Genomic DNA, 16,239 nt, shown 5'->3' on the forward strand with positions numbered 1-16,239 from the left:
TAGTCGGAATCGATACTAAGATCACCGGCCATGGCCGCACCCGATCGAATGAACGACTATCTCTCCGCACCCAACCCCGTTGACGGGGGGCTGCGTCACGCGCGTCGCGGCCGGCGGGGCAAGGGGTTCGTCGCCGGAATCGTCGTCGGTGCCCTCCTGCTCGTGGGCGGCGGGGCCACCGCTGCCTGGTTCGGCTACCGGGCCTCGCTCGACGACAACCTGGAGCGGATCGACGCCTTCGAGGGCGTCGACGAGTCGACCCGCCCCAGCGCCGCGCCCGCCGAAGGCCCGGACACTCCCGTGAACATCCTGGTGCTCGGCTCCGACAGCCGGATCTCCGCCGGCGACCCGAACGCCTGGGAGGCCGGCGCCCAGCGCACCGACGCGATCATGCTCGTGCACCTGTCGGCCGACCGGCAGACCGCCGCCGCCATCTCCATCCCGCGTGACTCCTGGGTGGACATCCCCGGCGTCGGCGAGGCCAAGATCAACGCCGCGTTCTCCTACGGCGGCCCCGCGCTGATGATCCAGACGGTCGAGCAGCTCACCGGCGTGCGCGTCGACCACTTCGCCGTGACCGACTTCCAGTCGTTCACCACCCTCACCGACTCCCTGGACGGCGTCGAGATCACCGTGCCCGACGGCGCCGGCGGCTCGGTGCGCCAGGCGATGAACGGCGAGGAGGCGCTTGCCTTCGCCCGCGAGCGGCACGCCCTCGCGAACGGCGACTTCGGCCGCGTGCAGCGGCAGCAGGCCTGGATGCGCGCCATCGTGGCCAAGGCCAACAACAACCGCAGCGACCCCCTGAAGATGGCGGGCTTCCTGCAGGCCGTCACCAGCTCCGTGGCCGTGGACGAGGACTTCACCTTCGACCGGATGCAGGAGCTCTTCCAGAGCGCGGGGGACATCTCCACGAACGACATCACGTTCATGACGGCGCCCTACACGGGCACCGGGCGCAGCGCCGACGGGCAGTCGATCGTCGTGCTGGACCGCGCCACGTTCGACCCGCTGATGGAGGCCGTCGCGAAGGACGACCTGCCGGGCTTCCTGGCCGAGGCCCCGGAGAACATGGACCTGCTGCCCGCGGTCGTGCAGTAGCCGCCGTCGTGCGGAGACAGAACGGGCCGTCGTCCCCTCGGGGACGACGGCCCGTTCTCGTGGCGCGGAGAGCTCAGAGACCCAGGATCGAGCGCAGGTCCGCCTGCACCAGGGCGAGGCGCTCCCGGGCGGCCACACGGGCCGTGGACAGCTCCTCCGCGGTCGCGTCCGGGTCCACGGCCGCGACGACCTCGATGTAGCACTTGATCTTGGGCTCGGTGCCGCTGGGGCGCACGATCACCCGGGTGTCGTCCGCGGTGAGCAGCACCACGCCGTCGGTCGGCGGCAGGCCGTTCAGGCCCTCCGCGAGGTCGCGCACGGAGTTCACGGGCGAGCCCGCCAGCTCCGACGGCGGCGCGTTGCGCAGCCACGTCATGGTCGTCTCGATGCGCGCGAGGTCCTCGAACCGGGCCGAGACCTGGCCCGTGACGTGCAGCCCGCAGGCCCGCGCGATCTCGTCGAGCTGGTCCAGGAGCGTACGGCCCTCGTTCGCGAGCCGGTTGGCCAGCTGCGCGACGGCGACCGCGGCCGACAGCCCGTCCTTGTCCCGCACGTGCGCGGGGTCCACGCAGTAGCCCAGCGCCTCCTCGTACCCGAACACCAGGCCCGGGGTCCGGGAGATCCACTTGAAGCCCGTGAGCGTCGTGGCGTGCTCCAGCCCGAGCCTGCCGGCGATGGCGGCCAGCGCCCGTGACGACACGATCGAGCAGGCCAGCGTGCCGCCGGTGCCGGCACGTACGGCCCGCTGGGCCGCGTCCCAGCCCAGCAGCATGCCGACCTCGTCGCCGTGCAGCATGCGCCAGCCCTGCGACAGTGCCGTCTCGGCGCCCTGGTAGGTGCCGTACTGCGGGTCGAAGACCGCCACGGCGCAGCGGTCGGCGTCCGGGTCGTTGGCGATGACCAGGTTCGCGTGCGCGTCCTGGGCCAGGGCCAGCGCCATGTCGATCGCGCCCGGCTCCTCCGGGTTGGGGAACGCCACGGTGGGGAAGTCCGGGTCGGGCTCGACCTGCTCCTCCACCGGTACGACGTCGGTGAAGCCAGCCTCCGCCAGCACGCGGGCGATCGCGTCACCGCCCACCCCGTGCAGCGAGGTGGTGACGATGCGCAGCTTGCCCCGTGGCTCGCCGTCGTGCAGCGAGGCCACGGACCGGTAGTACTCGTCGGCGACCTCAGGGCCCAGGACGGTCCAGCCGGACTCGGCGCGCGGGACGTCCTTGGCGGGCCCCACGCGCGTGATCTCGCCCGCGATCCGGGCGTCGTACGGCGGGACGATCTGCGCGCCCCGGCCGGGCCCGCCGACGACGCGACCGCCCAGGTAGACCTTGTAGCCGTTGTCCGACGCCGGGTTGTGGCTCGCGGTGACCATGACGCCGGCGTCGGCGGCCAGGTGGCGCACGGCGAAGGCGAGCACCGGGGTGGGGCCGGCCGCCGGCATGAGCAGCACCTCGGCCCCGGCCGCGACCAGCACCCCCGCGGTGTCCCGCGCGAAGTCGGCGGAGCGGTAGCGGGCGTCGTAGCCGATCACGACGCGCGGCCGGACGCCGGCGGCCTCCGCCTGGAGGAACGCGCCCAGCCCGGCCGCGGCCGCGATCACCACGGCGCGGTTCATCCGGTTGGGCCCGGCCGCCATCGCGCCGCGCAGGCCCGCGGTGCCGAACTGGAGCATGCCGGCGAACCGGTCGGCGAGCTCGGCGACGGCCAGGTGGCCCATGTGCTCGTCACCGGTGCGGGCCACGAGGTCGCGGAGGTCCGCGATGTCGTAGTCGTCGACGTCGGCGGCCATCCAGGCTTCCGCGCGCGCGACGAGATCGGGCGCCGAAGGCACCCCGGTAGCGGTCGGCAGGTCGGTGGACACGGGCGTCAGATCTGCTTGATCACTCGCGCGAGCAGGTCGCTGATCCGCGGCCCGGCCTCCTGGCCCGCCGCCAGCACCTCCTCGTGGGAGAGCGGGTGGGGGCTGATCCCGGCGGCCAGGTTGGTGGCCAGGGAGATACCGAGCACGTCCATGCGGCAGTGCCGCGCGGCGATGGCCTCGAGCGCCGTGGACATGCCGACCAGGTCGGCGCCCATCAGGGACGCCATCTTCACCTCGGCCGGCGTCTCGTACTGCGGGCCGTGGAACTGCGCGTACACGCCCTCGGGCAGGTCCGGGTCGACGGTCCGGGCGATGTCCCGCAGCCGCGGGGTGTAGACGTCGGTCATGTCGGCGAACTTGGCACCCTCCAGCGGGGTCTGCCCCGTGAGGTTCAGGTGGTCCTTGATCAGGACCGGCTGACCGGGACGCCAGCCGATGTGCACGCTGCCGCAGCCGTTCGTGAGGATCACGGTCTCGCAGCCGGCGGCCGCGGCGGTGCGGACGCCGTGCACCACACGACGCGGTCCGAGACCCTCGTAGAGGTGGGTGCGCGAGCCGAGGACCAGCGCGTGCCGGACGGCGCCGTCGGGCCGCTCGACGCGGATCGAGCGCGTGGTGGACCGGTGCCCCTGGACCGCGGGCGACACGAAGCCGGGGATCTCGGCGGTGGGGATCTCCGCGACGACGTCGCCGATCAGCTCGGCCGCGCCACCCCACCCGGACCCGAGCACGAGGGCGATGTCGTGGCTCGGCACTCCGGTCTTGGCCGCGATGTACTCCGCGGCGGCGGCAGCGACGTCGAACGGGTCGGTCGTCGGGTCGTCCAGATCTGGCTCCGTACTCATGGTCCGAGGTTATCGCCACTTTCCCCCGGGCACGCGCCCACGGGTGCGACGGATCCCCGACGCTCCCGGGCGATGCGAGAATGGACCCCGTGACCCCCCTCGATCCCGCAGCTGTCCCGCACCGTGTCGTCGTCGTGGGAGGCGGCCCCGGCGGTTACGAGGCTGCGCTCGTGGCGCGCAGCCTGGGCGCACAGGTCACCGTCGTGGAGCAGCAGGGGCTGGGCGGCGCCGCCGTGCTGACCGACGTCGTCCCCTCCAAGACGCTCATCGCCACCGCCGAGTGGATGACGATCGCCGACCGGGCCCCCGAGCTCGGCATCCGCATGCCCGACGATGTCGTGGACCCGCTGTCCGACGTCGACGTCTCGCTGGCGACCGGCGGCATCCCCGTGGTCTCCGCCTATGCCGCCCCGGGGCTGTCCGGCGCGGGTGTCCAGGCGGCGGCGTCCGCGGCGGGGACCGTGGAGAAACGCAAGCACTTCGTGGACCTGCAGGCCGTGAACAAGCGCGTGCTCGCGCTGGCGCGGGCGCAGAGCTCCGACATCCGTGGTCGCCTGGAGCGCGAGGGCATCCGGATCGTCGCCGGCAAGGGCCGCCTGGACGGCCCCGCGCGCGTGGTCGCGGAGCTCGCGGACGGCTCGACCGAGGTGCTCGAGGCCGACTCCGTGCTTCTCGCGCTCGGCGCCACCCCGCGCACCCTGCCCACCGCGGTGCCCGACGGCGAGCGCATCCTCACCTGGACGCAGATGTACAACCTGCGCGAGCTGCCGGAGCGCCTGATCGTGGTCGGCTCGGGCGTGACGGGCGCCGAGTTCGCCGGCGCGTACAACGCGCTGGGCTCCGACGTGGTGCTGGTCTCCAGCCGTGACCGGGTGCTGCCCGGCGAGGACGAGGACGCCGCCGAGCTGCTGGAGGGCGTGTTCCGCTCCCGCGGCATGACGGTACTGTCCCGCTCGCGCGCGGCGGGCGCCGTGCGAACGGACGACGGCGTCGAGGTCACCCTGGCCGACGGGCGCGTGGTGCACGGCTCGCACGTGCTCGTGGCGGTCGGCGGTGTGCCGGCGACCTCGGGCATCGGGCTCGAAGAGGCGGGCGTGCGGCTCTCCGACGGCGGGCACGTGGTGGTCGACCGCGTCTCGCGCACCTCGGTGCGCGGCGTCTACGCCTCCGGTGACTGCACCGGCGTGCTGCCGCTCGCCTCGGTGGCCGCCATGCAGGGCCGCATCGCGATGGCGCACGCCCTGGGCGACGCCGTCCAGCCGCTGGCGCTGCGCACCGTGGCGTCCAACATCTTCACGGCGCCCGAGATCGCGACCGTCGGCTACAGCGAGGAGAAGCTGCGCGCGCAGAACTCCCGCTACATCACGACCACGCTGCCGCTGGCGCGCAACCCGCGCGCCAAGATGCTCGGCGTCAAGGACGGGTTCGTGAAGCTCTTCGCGCACCCCGAGGCCGGTGTGGTGCTCGGCGGCGTCGTGGTGGCTCCGCGGGCGTCCGAGCTGATCTTCCCGATCACGCTCGCGGTGCAGCACCGCCTGACGGTGGACAACGTGGCCTCGGCGTTCACGATCTACCCGTCGCTCTCGGGCTCGATCGCGGAGGGCGCGCGGGTGCTGGACGCCCGCGTCGGCAAGTAGGGCCGGGGCGCCGGCCGTACGTCGGCTGCTGAGAGTCTCGGGGCGAACGTACGAATTCGGGGTGGGTTGCTCCTTGTAGACAACGTCTACGCAGAGCAACCCACCCCCAGTTTGTGGTGTCTACCTGGGAGCCTGGTGGGGCTCAGGCTCTGTTCGTCGGTCGCCTGAGCCTGCGGCTCCGCTGCGGGCAGGATGCCTCGTACCTCGGCCTCTACCCTCCGCGGAGCCGGGTGGGGCTCAGGCTCTGTTCGTCGGTCGCCTGAGCCTGCGGCTCCGCTGCGGGCAGGATGCCTCGTACCTCGGCCCCTACCCTCCGCTACGCCTCCGGCTCAGGCGACGGAGGCGTCCAGGACGATCTGGCTGCCCGCGACCTTGGCGCCCGTGACGGTGACGCCCGGGAACTTGGCCTCCAGCAGGCGCTCGACGTCGACGGCGATCCGCGCGTCGGGCTGCACGTCGACGACGCCCGGTGGCAGGCCCTGCTTGGCGACCTCGTGCTCGATGGGCGCGGCGGCCAGGCTCAGCAGCCGGTGCGCCGGCAGGCCGGCGGCGTTCACCTCGACGGCGAGGGTCGCGACGCCGCGCTCGAACGAGGCCAGCTTCACGTCGGCCCGCACGATCGGTGCGATCTTCACGGCCAGCTTGAGCGGTCCGGGCAGGGCCTCGACCCGGCGCAGGTCCGCGACCACACGGATCACGTCCCCGTCGCCGACGACGGAGCTGATGACTGGCGGCGCCTGCTTGGCGATCCGCGCCAGGCTGAGCACCTCTTCGGGAGCGATCCGGATATGCACGATTCGACCCTAACCCAGCAAGCTGAGCAGGCGAGGCAGCGCATGGCCGAACGCGGGGAGCAGGGTCAGGGTGCCGATCTCGTCGAGGCCCACCCAGCGCACCTCGAGGCTCTCGGGGTCGGCCGCGCGCGGCTCGACCCGGTGCCCGGCCGCGACGTCGGCCACGACCGTCGTGTAGGTCCAGGCCGGGTGCTCCAGGACGTGCGTGCCCACCACGTGCACCGCGGCAGGGTCGATCGCGGCCTCCTCCGTGGCCTCGCGCAGGGCGCCGTCCTCCGGCTTCTCGTTCGGGGCCAGCGCCCCGCCGGGGATGCCCCAGGTGCCGCCCATGTGCGACCAGAGCGCCCGGTGCTGGAGCACCATCGCCGCCGGCGCCCCGGCGTCGTCCCGCCGCACGAGGAGCAGCCCCGCGGCGCCGAACAGCCCCCAGTGCCGGTGGTCCCCGCAGGTCACCCAGCCGTCGCCGTCGTGCCGGTGGAGGTCGGTCGGGGGCGTTGTCGGGTTCGGCACGGCGTCAGTCTCTCAGGTCGCACGCGGGCTGTCAGCGGCCGGCGCGCACGTCCCGCCCGCCAGGGACGGACGTCCCGCCACCCCGGCGGGCGGCGGGACGTGATTCCTGCTCGGTCCAGCTCAGCCCTGCGCGGGGACGCCCTCGACGACAACCTTGCCGCCCTCGAAGCGGAAGCCCGTCACCTCGGTGAACTCCCCGCGCATCAGCGCGCGGAGGTCGAGGGAGACGGTGCCGTCCTTGCGGAGCTGCACGGCGTTCTCGGGCAGGCCGCTCTTGCGCGCCATCTTGGCGATGGTGCCCGCGGCGAGCGGGAGCAGCTTGGTGGCGGGCAGGCCGGCCGCATCGGCCTCGACCTGGAGCACCGCGATGTTCTGCCACACCGACGTGATCCGCGCCGACGCGTGCATGACCGGGACGGCCTTGGCCGCGATCTTGACGGGGAGCGGGGCGTAGGTGAGGCGGCGCAGGTCCGCGGTCACGGCGATGACGCCGTCGTCGCAGGTCAGCTCGCTGACGAACGACGGAAGGGTCTTGCGGGGGCGAACGAGGGCGATGGCCTCTTCGGGGCTGAGTACTACGACGCTGGTCACGTCGCAGAACCTAGCGGATCAGAAGATGCCCGATGAGCGCACCTGGTTCCTATCAGGTGCGATCGGGCCCTTTTCACCCGTGTTGATGTCGGAAATCACCCGATAGTTTGGCTCAGTCGACGATCTCGCACAGCACGGCGCCGGCCGAGACGCCTGCACCCGGCGCCGCCGTCAGCGAGCGCACGGTGCCCGAGCGGTGGGCCAGGATCGGCTGTTCCATCTTCATGGCCTCCAGCACGACGACGAGGTCGCCCTCGGCGACCTGCGCGCCGTCCTCGACCGCGACCTTGACGATGGTGCCCTGCATGGGCGAGGCGAGCGTGTTGCCCGTCGAGCCGCTCGACGTCTTGCCGCCACCCGCGCGGCGGGCCGGGCGGCGCGCCGCGTTGGCGGTGCGCGCGCGGCCGGCCGCGACGCCGAGGCCCGCGGGCAGCACGACCTCGAGGCGGCGTCCGCCGACCTCGACGACGACGCGCTCGGCCGTGACCTCCTCGACCTCGTCGTCGGCGGCCGGCGCGGGAGCGGGGGCCAGCGCCTTGAGCTCGTCGGCGAACTCGGTCTCGATCCAGCGCGTGTGCACCCGGAACGGGGAGCCGTCCGTCGGGACGAACGCCTCGGCGTCGAGCACCGCCTTGTGGAACGGGACCACCGTGGGGATGCCCTCGACCACGAGCTCGCGCAGCGCGCGGCGGGCCCGCTCGACCGCCTGGGTGCGCGTGGCGCCCGTGACGATGAGCTTGGCGATCATGGAGTCGAACGCGCCCGAGACGGTGTCGCCCGCGACGACACCCGTGTCGACGCGCACGCCCGGGCCCGACGGCCAGGTGATCGTGTTCAGCCGGCCCGGCGCCGGCAGGAAGCCCGCGGCCGGGTCCTCGCCGTTGATGCGGAACTCCAGGGAGTGCCCGCGGATCGCGGGGGAGTCGTAGCCGAGCGGTTCGCCGGCGGCGATGCGCAGCTGCTCGCGGACCAGGTCGATCCCCGTGACCTCCTCGGTCACCGGGTGCTCGACCTGGAGGCGGGTGTTCACCTCGAGGAACGAGATGGTTCCGTCCAGGCCCACGAGGAACTCGCAGGTCCCGGCGCCGACGTACCCGGCCTCGCGCAGGATGGCCTCCGAGGCCATGTACAGCGACTTCTCCTGCTCGGGCGTGAGGAACGGTGCGGGCGCCTCCTCGACGAGCTTCTGGTGGCGGCGCTGCAGGGAGCAGTCGCGGGTCGACACCACGACGACGTTGCCGTGGGTGTCCGCGAGGCACTGCGTCTCCACGTGGCGCGGCTTGTCCAGGTAGCGCTCCACGAAGCACTCGCCGCGGCCGAAAGCGGCCGTCGCCTCGCGGACCGCGGAGTCGAACAGCTCGTCGATCTCGTCGAACGTGCGCGCGACCTTGAGGCCGCGGCCGCCGCCGCCGAACGCCGCCTTGATGGCGATGGGCAGGCCGTGCTCCTCGGCGAAGGCCCGCACCTCGCTGCTGTCCTTGACCGGGTCGGGCGTGCCGGGCACCAGGGGCGCGCCGGCGCGCTGCGCGATGTGCCGGGCGCTCACCTTGTCGCCGAGCGCGTCGATGGCCGACGGCGGCGGGCCGATCCAGACGAGCCCCGCGTCGATGACCGCCTGGGCGAACTCGGCGTTCTCCGACAGGAACCCGTAGCCCGGGTGCACGGCGTCGGCGCCGGAGCGGCGGGCGACGTCGAGCAGCTTGGCCGGGTCGAGGTACGTGTCGGCGGCGCGCGCACCGCCGAGGGCGAACGCCTCGTCGGCGATCCGCACGTGCATGGCCTCGCGGTCCTGGTCGGCGTAGACGGCGACGGACGCCAGCCCCGCATCGGCGCATCCGCGGGCGACGCGGACGGCGATCTCACCACGGTTGGCGATGAGCACCTTCGAGATGGTTCGGGGCAGGCTGGAACTGGGCACGGCTCACCGTAACCCGGGTATCCGGGACCTATGTACCGGCTCCGGGCAGGCGGCGGAAAGTCTGGAGGCCAGACCAACCCCGGAGCGGGCCGTTTGTGGGAATCAGACATGGCGTCGGCACTGTGCAGTCCACTGAGCCGCCCGGGCTTGTCGGTATCGGGTAAACGGGGGGTGGTGCTGGTGCTGGTGCCGGGGTGCCGGGGGTGCCGGTGGTGCCGGGCGCCGGGGTGCCGGCGGGGTGCCGGGCGCCGACGGGGTGCCGGGCGCCGGCGGGCCGACGGGCACCGGCTGCGGGCTGCGGGCTGCCGGCTGTGGGCCGATGGGCGCCGGCTGCCAGCTGCCGGTGGCGATCCGATGGGCGCCGGCACCTTTGTTGCCGAGGTTCCGCTGCCGCGGGCTCAGACGCCGGGTGACGGTGGCGAACGTAGGTTCCGTCGGCTCACGGGCGCTCGGGCGCCGACGAAACCTACGTTCGGCTTCGGTGCGGGGTGCGGGGTGCGGGGTGCGCGGTGCGCGGTGCGCGGTGCGCGGTGCGCGTGGCGCGGCCCGCGTGGCTCAGCTCGCACGGCGCGGATGTTCTCTGTGAGGCGACTGCCCGTGCCGCCGGTGGCGGTGAACGTAGGTTCCGTCGGCTCATAAGCGCTCATGCGCCGACGAAACCTACGTTCGACTGCCGGGCGCCGATTGCCGGGCGCCGATTGCCGGGCGCCGATTGCCGGGCGCGGGGTGCGCGGGGTGCGGAAAGTTGTCGGCAGGGGCGACCTGCGCGACGGACGACGCTTGCTGGCAGCGAGCGCGACCACAGGGGGCGTCCCCGGCTGTCCGTCCACAGCGGTGCTACCCGGCGCGCCGTCGCGCGGCCCTGCCGGGATGGGATCGACGGCATGAGACCTCGGAGGATCCTCCCGCAGCCGCTGCTGTCGGTCGCCGCCGCGCAGGAGGGACTGGTGACCAAGGCGCAGTGCTCCGCCGCGGGGCTCGACAAGGACGCCGTGGGCCTGCTCGTCGCGCACGGCCGCTGGCGTCGGGTCGTGCGTTGCGTCTACGACACCGACCCGACGCCGTCCGGCCAGCGCCGGCGGGACGGCCGCCACGACCACCTCCGGCGTCGGGCCGCGTGGACCGCGATGCTGGCGGTGGGGAACGGGATCGCGACCGGAGCCTGCGCGCTCGCACTGCTCGGCGTCGACGGGCTCGTAGAGGAGGTGGTGCCGGAGGCCGCGCGATCAGGCGGGATGCACTCGGCGGTCGACGGCGTGACGCTGCGGCGCTACCGGGACTTCGCCGACGAGGAGTACCGGGGGCGCCGGATCGCGTCGGTCGTCCCGGCGCTGGCGCAGGCGCTCCCGTACCTTTTGCGCGGCGAGGTCGTGGCGGTGCTCAGCGGCGGCCTGCGGGAGGAGCGCATCGACCGGCGTGACCTCGACGACGTGCGCGCGATGCTGCGCGGGCGCCGAGGGGCCGGGCGGGTGCAGGGTCTGCTCGACCTGGCCGGGGCGCTCGACGGTTCGGCCGCCGAGTCGTTCGCGCGCCTGTCCTTCATCGACTCGGGAGTTCCCCCGGACGGCCAGCAGGTCATGTTCACGCTGGACGGCGTGTTCCTGGCGCGGGTCGACTTCGTCTGGTGCCTGCCCGACGGCCGGTACGTCGTCGCCGAGATCGACGGCCGCGCATTCCACTCCGGGGAGGCGATGCTCGCCGACGACGCGGAGCGGCAGAACCGGCTCGTCGCCGGCGGCAGGGTGATTGTCATCAGGTTCCCGGCGACCCGAGCCCTGAGCGATGAGACGCCCACGGTGGGCGCGGAGATGGCGGATCGCCTGCGCGCGCTGGCCTGGCGCCCCGCACCGGGGCTGGCGAACGTAGGGTTCGTCGCACTCTGAGCGCTCAGAAGCCGACGAACCCTACGTTCGGCGGAGCGCCTGCCGCGCGCCTGCCGCGCGCCTGCCGCGCAGCGGCCCGCGCGCCGCCCGCGCGCCGCCCGCGCGCCTGCCGGTCAGCCGGGTGTCACGCGTCCCGCAGCGATCGCCACGGGACGTCCAGCTCGCCCAGGAGCTCGCGGAGCAACGGCAGGCTGATGCCGACCACGCCGTGGTGGTCGCCCTCGATGCGCTCGACGTACGGGCCGCCGAGGCCGTCGATCGTGAACGCGCCGGCCACGTGCAGCGGCTCGTCGGTCGCCACGTAGGCGTCGATCTCGTCGTCGTCGATGTCCGCGAACCAGACCGTGGTGGAGCTGGTCGAGCCGAGGGTGCCGCCGGTGCCGCCGTCGGCGTCGTCGCGCAGGTCGATCACCCAGTGGCCCGAGTGCAGCACGCCCTTGCCGCCGCGCATGGCGCGCCAGCGCTCGCGGGCGGTGGCGGCGTCGGCCGGCTTGCCGACGATGGTGCCGTCGATCTCCAGCATGGAGTCGCAGCCGACGACGATCAGGTCGGTGGGCGGCTCGTCGTCCGCATCGTCCCAGGACGCCTCGAGGCGGGCCGCCACCTCCTCGGCCTTGGCCTGGGCCAGGACGAGCACGGCGTCGGCGGGATCGAGGTCGCCGAACCGGTCGGCGGCGTCGGCGAGGACCTTGTCCTCGTCCACCCCGGACACGACGACGTCCGGGGCGACTCCGGCGGACTTCAGCGTCGCGAGTCGGGCGGGGGACTGAGAGGCGAGGACCAGGCGTGGCACGCGCGACACAGTAACGAGAATGCGGCCGGGGCAAACAGGATTTCTGCGATCTGCCGAGAGTGACCCCCGTCACTCCGTACGGAGCGCGACGCGCGTGTCAGACGTACCGGTCACCCGGGTGACCGGTACGTCTGACACGAGTGGCTCAGGCCAGCGCCTCGCGCAGGGTGTCCAGGCCTACCGAACCAAGGTTGAGCGCCCGGGCATGGAAGGCCTTGGCGTCGAACTCCTGGCCCGCCGGAACGGCCGTCTTCGCGGCGTCCCGCGTCTGCTCCCAGAGCCGCTGCCCCACCTTGTACGACGGCGCCTGCCCCGGCCAGCCGAGGTACCGGTTGAACTCGAAGCGGACGAACTGCTCCGGCATGTTCACGTTGGCCAGCAGGAACGGCCAGCCCTTCTCGGCGGTCCAGGTGCCGCCGCCCCACTGCTCGGGGGCGGGCTTGCCGAGGTGCACGCCGATGTCGAACACCACGCGGGCCGCGCGCAGGCGCTGCGCGTCGAGCATGCCGAGGCGGTCGCCCGGGTCGTCCATGTAGCCGAGGTCGGCCATGAGTCGCTCCGCGTAGAGCGCCCAGCCCTCTCCGTGGCCGGAGACCCAGCAGGCGAGCCGGCGCCAGCTGTTCAGCGTGTCGCGCGCGAACACCGCCTGACCGCACTGCAGGTGGTGGCCGGGAACGCCCTCGTGGTAGACGGTCGTCTTCTCGCGCCAGGTGTTGAACTCGGTGACGCCGGTCGGTACGGACCACCACATGCGGCCCGGGCGGGACCAGTCGTCGCTCGGCGGGGTGTAGTAGATGCCGCCCGACTGCGTCGGCGCGATCATGCACTCCAGGTCGAGCACGGGCTCGGGGACGTCGAAGTGCGTGCCGTTCAGCGCGGTGATCGCGGCGTCCGACGTCTCCTGCATCCACGACTTGAGGGCGGCGGTGCCGACGAGCTTGCGCGAGGGGTCGGCGTCGAGCGCCGCCACCGCCTGCTCGACGGTGGCCCCGGGGCCGGCGATCTGCGCGGCGACCTGCTCCTGCTCGGCGACGATCGAGGCGAGCTCCTCGAGGCCCCACTCGTAGGTCTCGTCGAGGTCCACCTTCGCGCCCAGGAAGTAGCGGGAGAACAGGGTGTACCGCTCGCGGCCCACGGCGTCGGCCTCGGGGGCCCGCGGCGCCAGGTCGCGCTCCAGGAACTCCGCGAGCTTCCCGTAGGCCTCGCGGGCGGCCGTGGCGCCGTGCTCCAGCTCCTTACGGACCAGGCTGCACGCCGCGGACTCGTCCAGCACCGCGTCGACCGCCTCGCCGCGCGTGAACGACGTGAAGAAGGAGTCCGCCCCGGCCAGCTCACGGGCCTGGTCCACGCACTCGCGCACCTGGCGGATGGCCGCCACGTTCCCCTGGGCGGCCGCCGCCGTCAGCGACTCGATGTACCCGTCGACGGCGCCGGGCAGGCCGTTGAGGCGGGACGCGATGTTCTCCCAGGCCTCCACCGAGTCGGTGGCCATGATGTCGAAGATGTCGCGCAGGCCCTGCACCGGGGACTCGATGTTGTTCAGGTTGCGCAGGTTCTCGCCGGCGTCGTGCAGCTCCAGGTCGAGCCCGACCCGCTCGCGCATCGCGGACAGCGTCACGCGGTCGACGTCGTCGGCGGGCTCCAGGCCGTCGAGCTTCGCCAGCACCTCACGCCCGGCCTGGGCGACGGCGTCGTGGCCGGCCGGGGAGAGGTCGTCGGTCTCGTGGTCGTGACCGGGCAGGCCCCAGGCCGTCGCGGACAGCGGGGAGAGCTCGGTGAGGCGGGTGACGTAGGCGTCGGCGACGGCGTCGATCGGGGTGGGGGGCCGCGTGGGAGAGGTCATGAGGGGGAGCGTACGGGGCGCGTCGCCTCGCACGCAGTCGCAATACCGGGCGGTCAGGACCGCAGACTCCACCGCCACGCATCAGCGTTGTGCCGCCCAGCCCTACCGCCGAAGTTCTTCGCCGTGGCCGCCCCGTTCCCGCGCAGCGCGCGGGAACGGTTGGTCCACTCCTCCAGCGGCGCCGCGTCCTCGGGTTCCGTCCCGGCGGCAGCCACAGCAGCGAGCCCCGCGACCAGCGCCGCCACCTCGACGTCGTCGGGCTCGCCGCGGACGACCCGCACCTCGGAGCTCACTCGTCGTCCTCCTCGTAGAAGCCGAAGCCGGGGGCCTCGCCGCGCGAGGCGGCCCACTCGGCGATGTCGTAACCGCCCTCGGTGAGCTGCGTGGCCACGGACTCGCCGGCGGCGTCGAGCAGGTCGATCACGCCGTCCAGGGAGGCGTCACCACCGCGCGCGCCGACCACGAAGCCCAGGTAGAACGACTCGCCCTCCTCGGGCGTCTCGTCCTCGAGGATCTCGTCCTCCTCGCCCTCGTGCTCCGGCTCCCACACGGACGACGTGAGGTCCGGGTGCATGCCCAGCGCGCCGTGCAGCGTGTCGAACAGGGCGGCGTTCAGGTGCCCCACCTTCGACTCGAGGGCCAGCACGCGCGGGTCCTCGTCGGCCTCGGCGGCGCCGAACTCGGCGCGCACGCCCACGGCGGTCCCCACGTAGTCGTGCAGCGCGGCCGCCAGGGCGTCGACGGCGCGGTGCATCGGCTCCGTGTCGACGCGGCCCATCGGCGCCGGGCCGTGGGTGGCGTCTTCGTGGCTCATCTGGTTCCCCTCCGGATCTTCCCGCTGCTCACAGCGGGATGTTGCCGTGCTTCTTCGGAGGAAGCGTAGATCGCTTGGTGCGCAGCGCGCGCAGGGCGCGCACGACCTGCACCCGGGTCTCGGACGGGCGGATGACCGCGTCCACGTAGCCGCGCTCGGCGGCGTCCCACGGGTTGACGATGGCGTCCTCGTACTCGGCGGTCAGCCGGGCCCGCTCGGCCTCGACGTCGCCGCCCGCCTCCTGGACCGTCTTCAGCGCGCCGCGCTGCAGGATGTTCACCGCGCCGCTCGCGCCCATCACGGCGATCTGCGCCGTCGGCCACGCCAGGTTGACGTCGGCGCCGAGCTGCTTGGAGCCCATGACGATGTACGCGCCGCCGTAGGCCTTGCGGGTGATGATCGTGACCAGCGGCACCGTGGCCTCGGCGTACGCGTAGATCAGCTTGGCGCCGCGGCGGATGATGCCCTGGTGCTCCTGGCCCACACCGGGCAGGAAGCCCGGCACGTCCACGAAGGTGAGCACAGGGATGTTGAACGCGTCGCAGGTGCGCACGAACCGCGCCGCCTTCTCGGCGGCGTCGATGTCGAGCGTGCCCGCCATGGACTGCGGCTGGTTGGCGATGATGCCGACCGACTGCCCTTCCACGTGCCCGAACCCGATCAGCACGTTGGTCGCGAACATCGGCTGGACCTCCAGGAACGACTCCGGGTCCAGCACCGCCTCGACGGCCTCGCGCATGTCGTACGGCTGGTTGTCGCTGTCCGGGATCAGCTCGTCGAGTGCCTCGTCCTCGGGCGTGACCTCCAGGACGGTCTCGTCCTCGGGCGGGAACGACGGCGCGTCCGAGAGGTTGTTCTGCGGCAGGTAGCTCACCAGGTGGCGCACGTAGTCGAGCGCGTCGTCCTCGTCGCTGCCCATGTAGTGCGCCACGCCCGACTTCGAGTTGTGCGTCCGGGCGCCGCCCAGGGTCTCGAAGTCGACGTCCTCGCCCGTCACGGTGCGGATCACGTCCGGGCCGGTGATGAACATGTTGGACGTCTGGTCGGCCATGACGATGAAGTCGGTCAGGGCGGGGGAGTAGACCGCACCGCCCGCGCTCGGGCCGAGGATCAGGGAGATCTGCGGGATCACGCCCGACGCCGCCACGTTGCGGCGGAACATCTCCGCGAACTGCGTCAGGGCCGCGACGCCCTCCTGGATGCGCGCGCCACCGCCGTCGCTGATGCCGATCAGCGGCACGCCGGTACGCAGCGCGAGGTCCTGCACCTTGGTGATCTTCTGGCCGTGCACCTCACCGAGGCTCCCGCCGAACACCGTGAAGTCCTGGGAGTAGACGCAGACCTGGCGGCCGTCGATCGTGCCGTACCCGGTCACGACGCCGTCGCCCGCGATCCGCTTCTTGTCCAGGCCGAAGTTGCGGCTGCGGTGCTTGGCCAGCGCGTCCAGCTCGGTGAAGCTGCCCTCGTCCAGGAGCGCCTCGATGCGCTCGCGGGCGGTCTTCTTGCCGCGCTTGTGCTGCTTCTCCTTGGCCGTCTCCTCTGGCGTGTCGATGGCGGCTGCCCGGCGGGCGTCGAGGTCGTCCAGCTTGGCGCGCGTACCGGCGAGGGTGGTGGTGGAGTCGTTCACAAGTCCGAGCGTAGTTGTCGGATGCCTC

General features: G+C 72.9%; 14 protein-coding genes. 3 read left to right on the forward strand and 11 right to left on the reverse strand.

What is annotated here, in order from left to right:
* Positions 1-30 precede the first annotated feature (30 nt).
* Positions 31-1,101, forward strand: a complete 1,071-nt coding sequence (locus ACH47X_RS00095) for an LCP family protein (protein ID WP_397400258.1) — start codon at positions 31-33, stop codon at positions 1,099-1,101.
* Positions 1,102-1,174: 73 nt separating this feature from the next.
* On the opposite strand, the gene ACH47X_RS00100 is transcribed toward ACH47X_RS00095, so the two are convergent.
* Both ACH47X_RS00100 and ACH47X_RS00105 read right to left on the reverse strand, forming a co-directional pair.
* Entirely contained in the window at positions 1,175-2,884 is a 1,710-nt protein-coding gene (locus ACH47X_RS00100; RefSeq protein WP_397401490.1) for a phospho-sugar mutase, read from the reverse strand.
* Between the two features lie 77 nt (positions 2,885-2,961).
* A complete protein-coding gene (locus tag ACH47X_RS00105) occupies positions 2,962-3,801 on the reverse strand; it encodes a purine-nucleoside phosphorylase (protein ID WP_397400260.1) in 840 nt (279 codons plus the stop codon).
* A gap of 89 nt (positions 3,802-3,890) precedes the next feature.
* Here ACH47X_RS00105 and ACH47X_RS00110 point away from each other — a divergent pair, with 89 nt between their 5' ends.
* Complete coding sequence (locus ACH47X_RS00110; protein WP_036965332.1) at positions 3,891-5,438, forward strand: NAD(P)H-quinone dehydrogenase; 1,548 nt, start codon at positions 3,891-3,893, stop codon at positions 5,436-5,438.
* Between the two features lie 329 nt (positions 5,439-5,767).
* On the opposite strand, the gene ACH47X_RS00115 is transcribed toward ACH47X_RS00110, so the two are convergent.
* From ACH47X_RS00115 to ACH47X_RS00130, 4 genes are all read right to left on the reverse strand, one after another.
* Positions 5,768-6,232 carry a hypothetical protein gene (locus tag ACH47X_RS00115; protein ID WP_397400262.1) on the reverse strand — a complete coding sequence of 155 codons (465 nt, stop codon included), beginning with the start codon at positions 6,230-6,232 and terminating at the stop codon, positions 5,768-5,770.
* Positions 6,233-6,241: 9 nt separating this feature from the next.
* Positions 6,242-6,742: an NUDIX domain-containing protein gene (locus ACH47X_RS00120; protein WP_397400264.1), complete on the reverse strand. Its 501-nt coding sequence runs from the start codon at positions 6,740-6,742 to the stop codon at positions 6,242-6,244.
* Positions 6,743-6,862: 120 nt separating this feature from the next.
* Positions 6,863-7,333 carry a hypothetical protein gene (locus ACH47X_RS00125; protein ID WP_142033303.1) on the reverse strand — a complete coding sequence of 157 codons (471 nt, stop codon included), beginning with the start codon at positions 7,331-7,333 and terminating at the stop codon, positions 6,863-6,865.
* A 112-nt stretch (positions 7,334-7,445) separates the two neighbouring features.
* The gene (locus ACH47X_RS00130; RefSeq protein ID WP_449582141.1) at positions 7,446-9,251 is read right to left on the reverse strand and encodes an acetyl/propionyl/methylcrotonyl-CoA carboxylase subunit alpha; all 1,806 of its coding nucleotides are present in this window, start codon (positions 9,249-9,251) and stop codon (positions 7,446-7,448) included.
* 884 nt (positions 9,252-10,135) lie between these two features.
* Here ACH47X_RS00130 and ACH47X_RS00135 point away from each other — a divergent pair.
* Positions 10,136-11,134: a hypothetical protein gene (locus ACH47X_RS00135; RefSeq protein ID WP_397400266.1), complete on the forward strand. Its 999-nt coding sequence runs from the start codon at positions 10,136-10,138 to the stop codon at positions 11,132-11,134.
* A 124-nt stretch (positions 11,135-11,258) separates the two neighbouring features.
* Here ACH47X_RS00135 and ACH47X_RS00140 read toward each other — a convergent pair whose 3' ends face one another.
* From ACH47X_RS00140 to ACH47X_RS00160, 5 genes are all read right to left on the reverse strand, one after another.
* Complete coding sequence (locus tag ACH47X_RS00140; RefSeq protein WP_397400268.1) at positions 11,259-11,927, reverse strand: Maf family protein; 669 nt, start codon at positions 11,925-11,927, stop codon at positions 11,259-11,261.
* Between the two features lie 145 nt (positions 11,928-12,072).
* Entirely contained in the window at positions 12,073-13,770 is a 1,698-nt protein-coding gene (locus ACH47X_RS00145) for a DUF885 domain-containing protein (RefSeq protein WP_397400270.1), read from the reverse strand.
* Positions 13,771-13,823: 53 nt separating this feature from the next.
* The gene (locus tag ACH47X_RS00150; RefSeq protein WP_397400272.1) at positions 13,824-14,063 is read right to left on the reverse strand and encodes an acyl-CoA carboxylase epsilon subunit; all 240 of its coding nucleotides are present in this window, start codon (positions 14,061-14,063) and stop codon (positions 13,824-13,826) included.
* Entirely contained in the window at positions 14,060-14,584 is a 525-nt protein-coding gene (locus ACH47X_RS00155; protein WP_121385542.1) for a hypothetical protein, read from the reverse strand. The genes ACH47X_RS00150 and ACH47X_RS00155 overlap by 4 nt, the downstream gene beginning before the upstream one ends.
* Positions 14,585-14,612: 28 nt before the next feature.
* Positions 14,613-16,211: an acyl-CoA carboxylase subunit beta gene (locus ACH47X_RS00160; RefSeq protein WP_397400274.1), complete on the reverse strand. Its 1,599-nt coding sequence runs from the start codon at positions 16,209-16,211 to the stop codon at positions 14,613-14,615.
* Between the last annotated feature and the right edge of the window lie 28 nt (positions 16,212-16,239).

The organism is Promicromonospora kroppenstedtii (genome assembly GCF_044389675.1).
GTDB classification, from domain to species: domain Bacteria; phylum Actinomycetota; class Actinomycetes; order Actinomycetales; family Cellulomonadaceae; genus Promicromonospora; species Promicromonospora kroppenstedtii.

Coding starts and splice junctions, on each gene's coding strand:
- ACH47X_RS00095 (WP_397400258.1), top strand. CDS start 31: ATGGCCGCACCCGATCGAATGAACGACTATCTCTCCGCACCCAACCCC.
- ACH47X_RS00100 (WP_397401490.1), bottom strand. CDS start 2,884: ATGGCCGCCGACGTCGACGACTACGACATCGCGGACCTCCGCGACCTC.
- ACH47X_RS00105 (WP_397400260.1), bottom strand. CDS start 3,801: ATGAGTACGGAGCCAGATCTGGACGACCCGACGACCGACCCGTTCGAC.
- ACH47X_RS00135 (WP_397400266.1), top strand. CDS start 10,136: ATGAGACCTCGGAGGATCCTCCCGCAGCCGCTGCTGTCGGTCGCCGCC.
- ACH47X_RS00145 (WP_397400270.1), bottom strand. CDS start 13,770: ATGACCTCTCCCACGCGGCCCCCCACCCCGATCGACGCCGTCGCCGAC.
- ACH47X_RS00155 (WP_121385542.1), bottom strand. CDS start 14,584: ATGAGCCACGAAGACGCCACCCACGGCCCGGCGCCGATGGGCCGCGTC.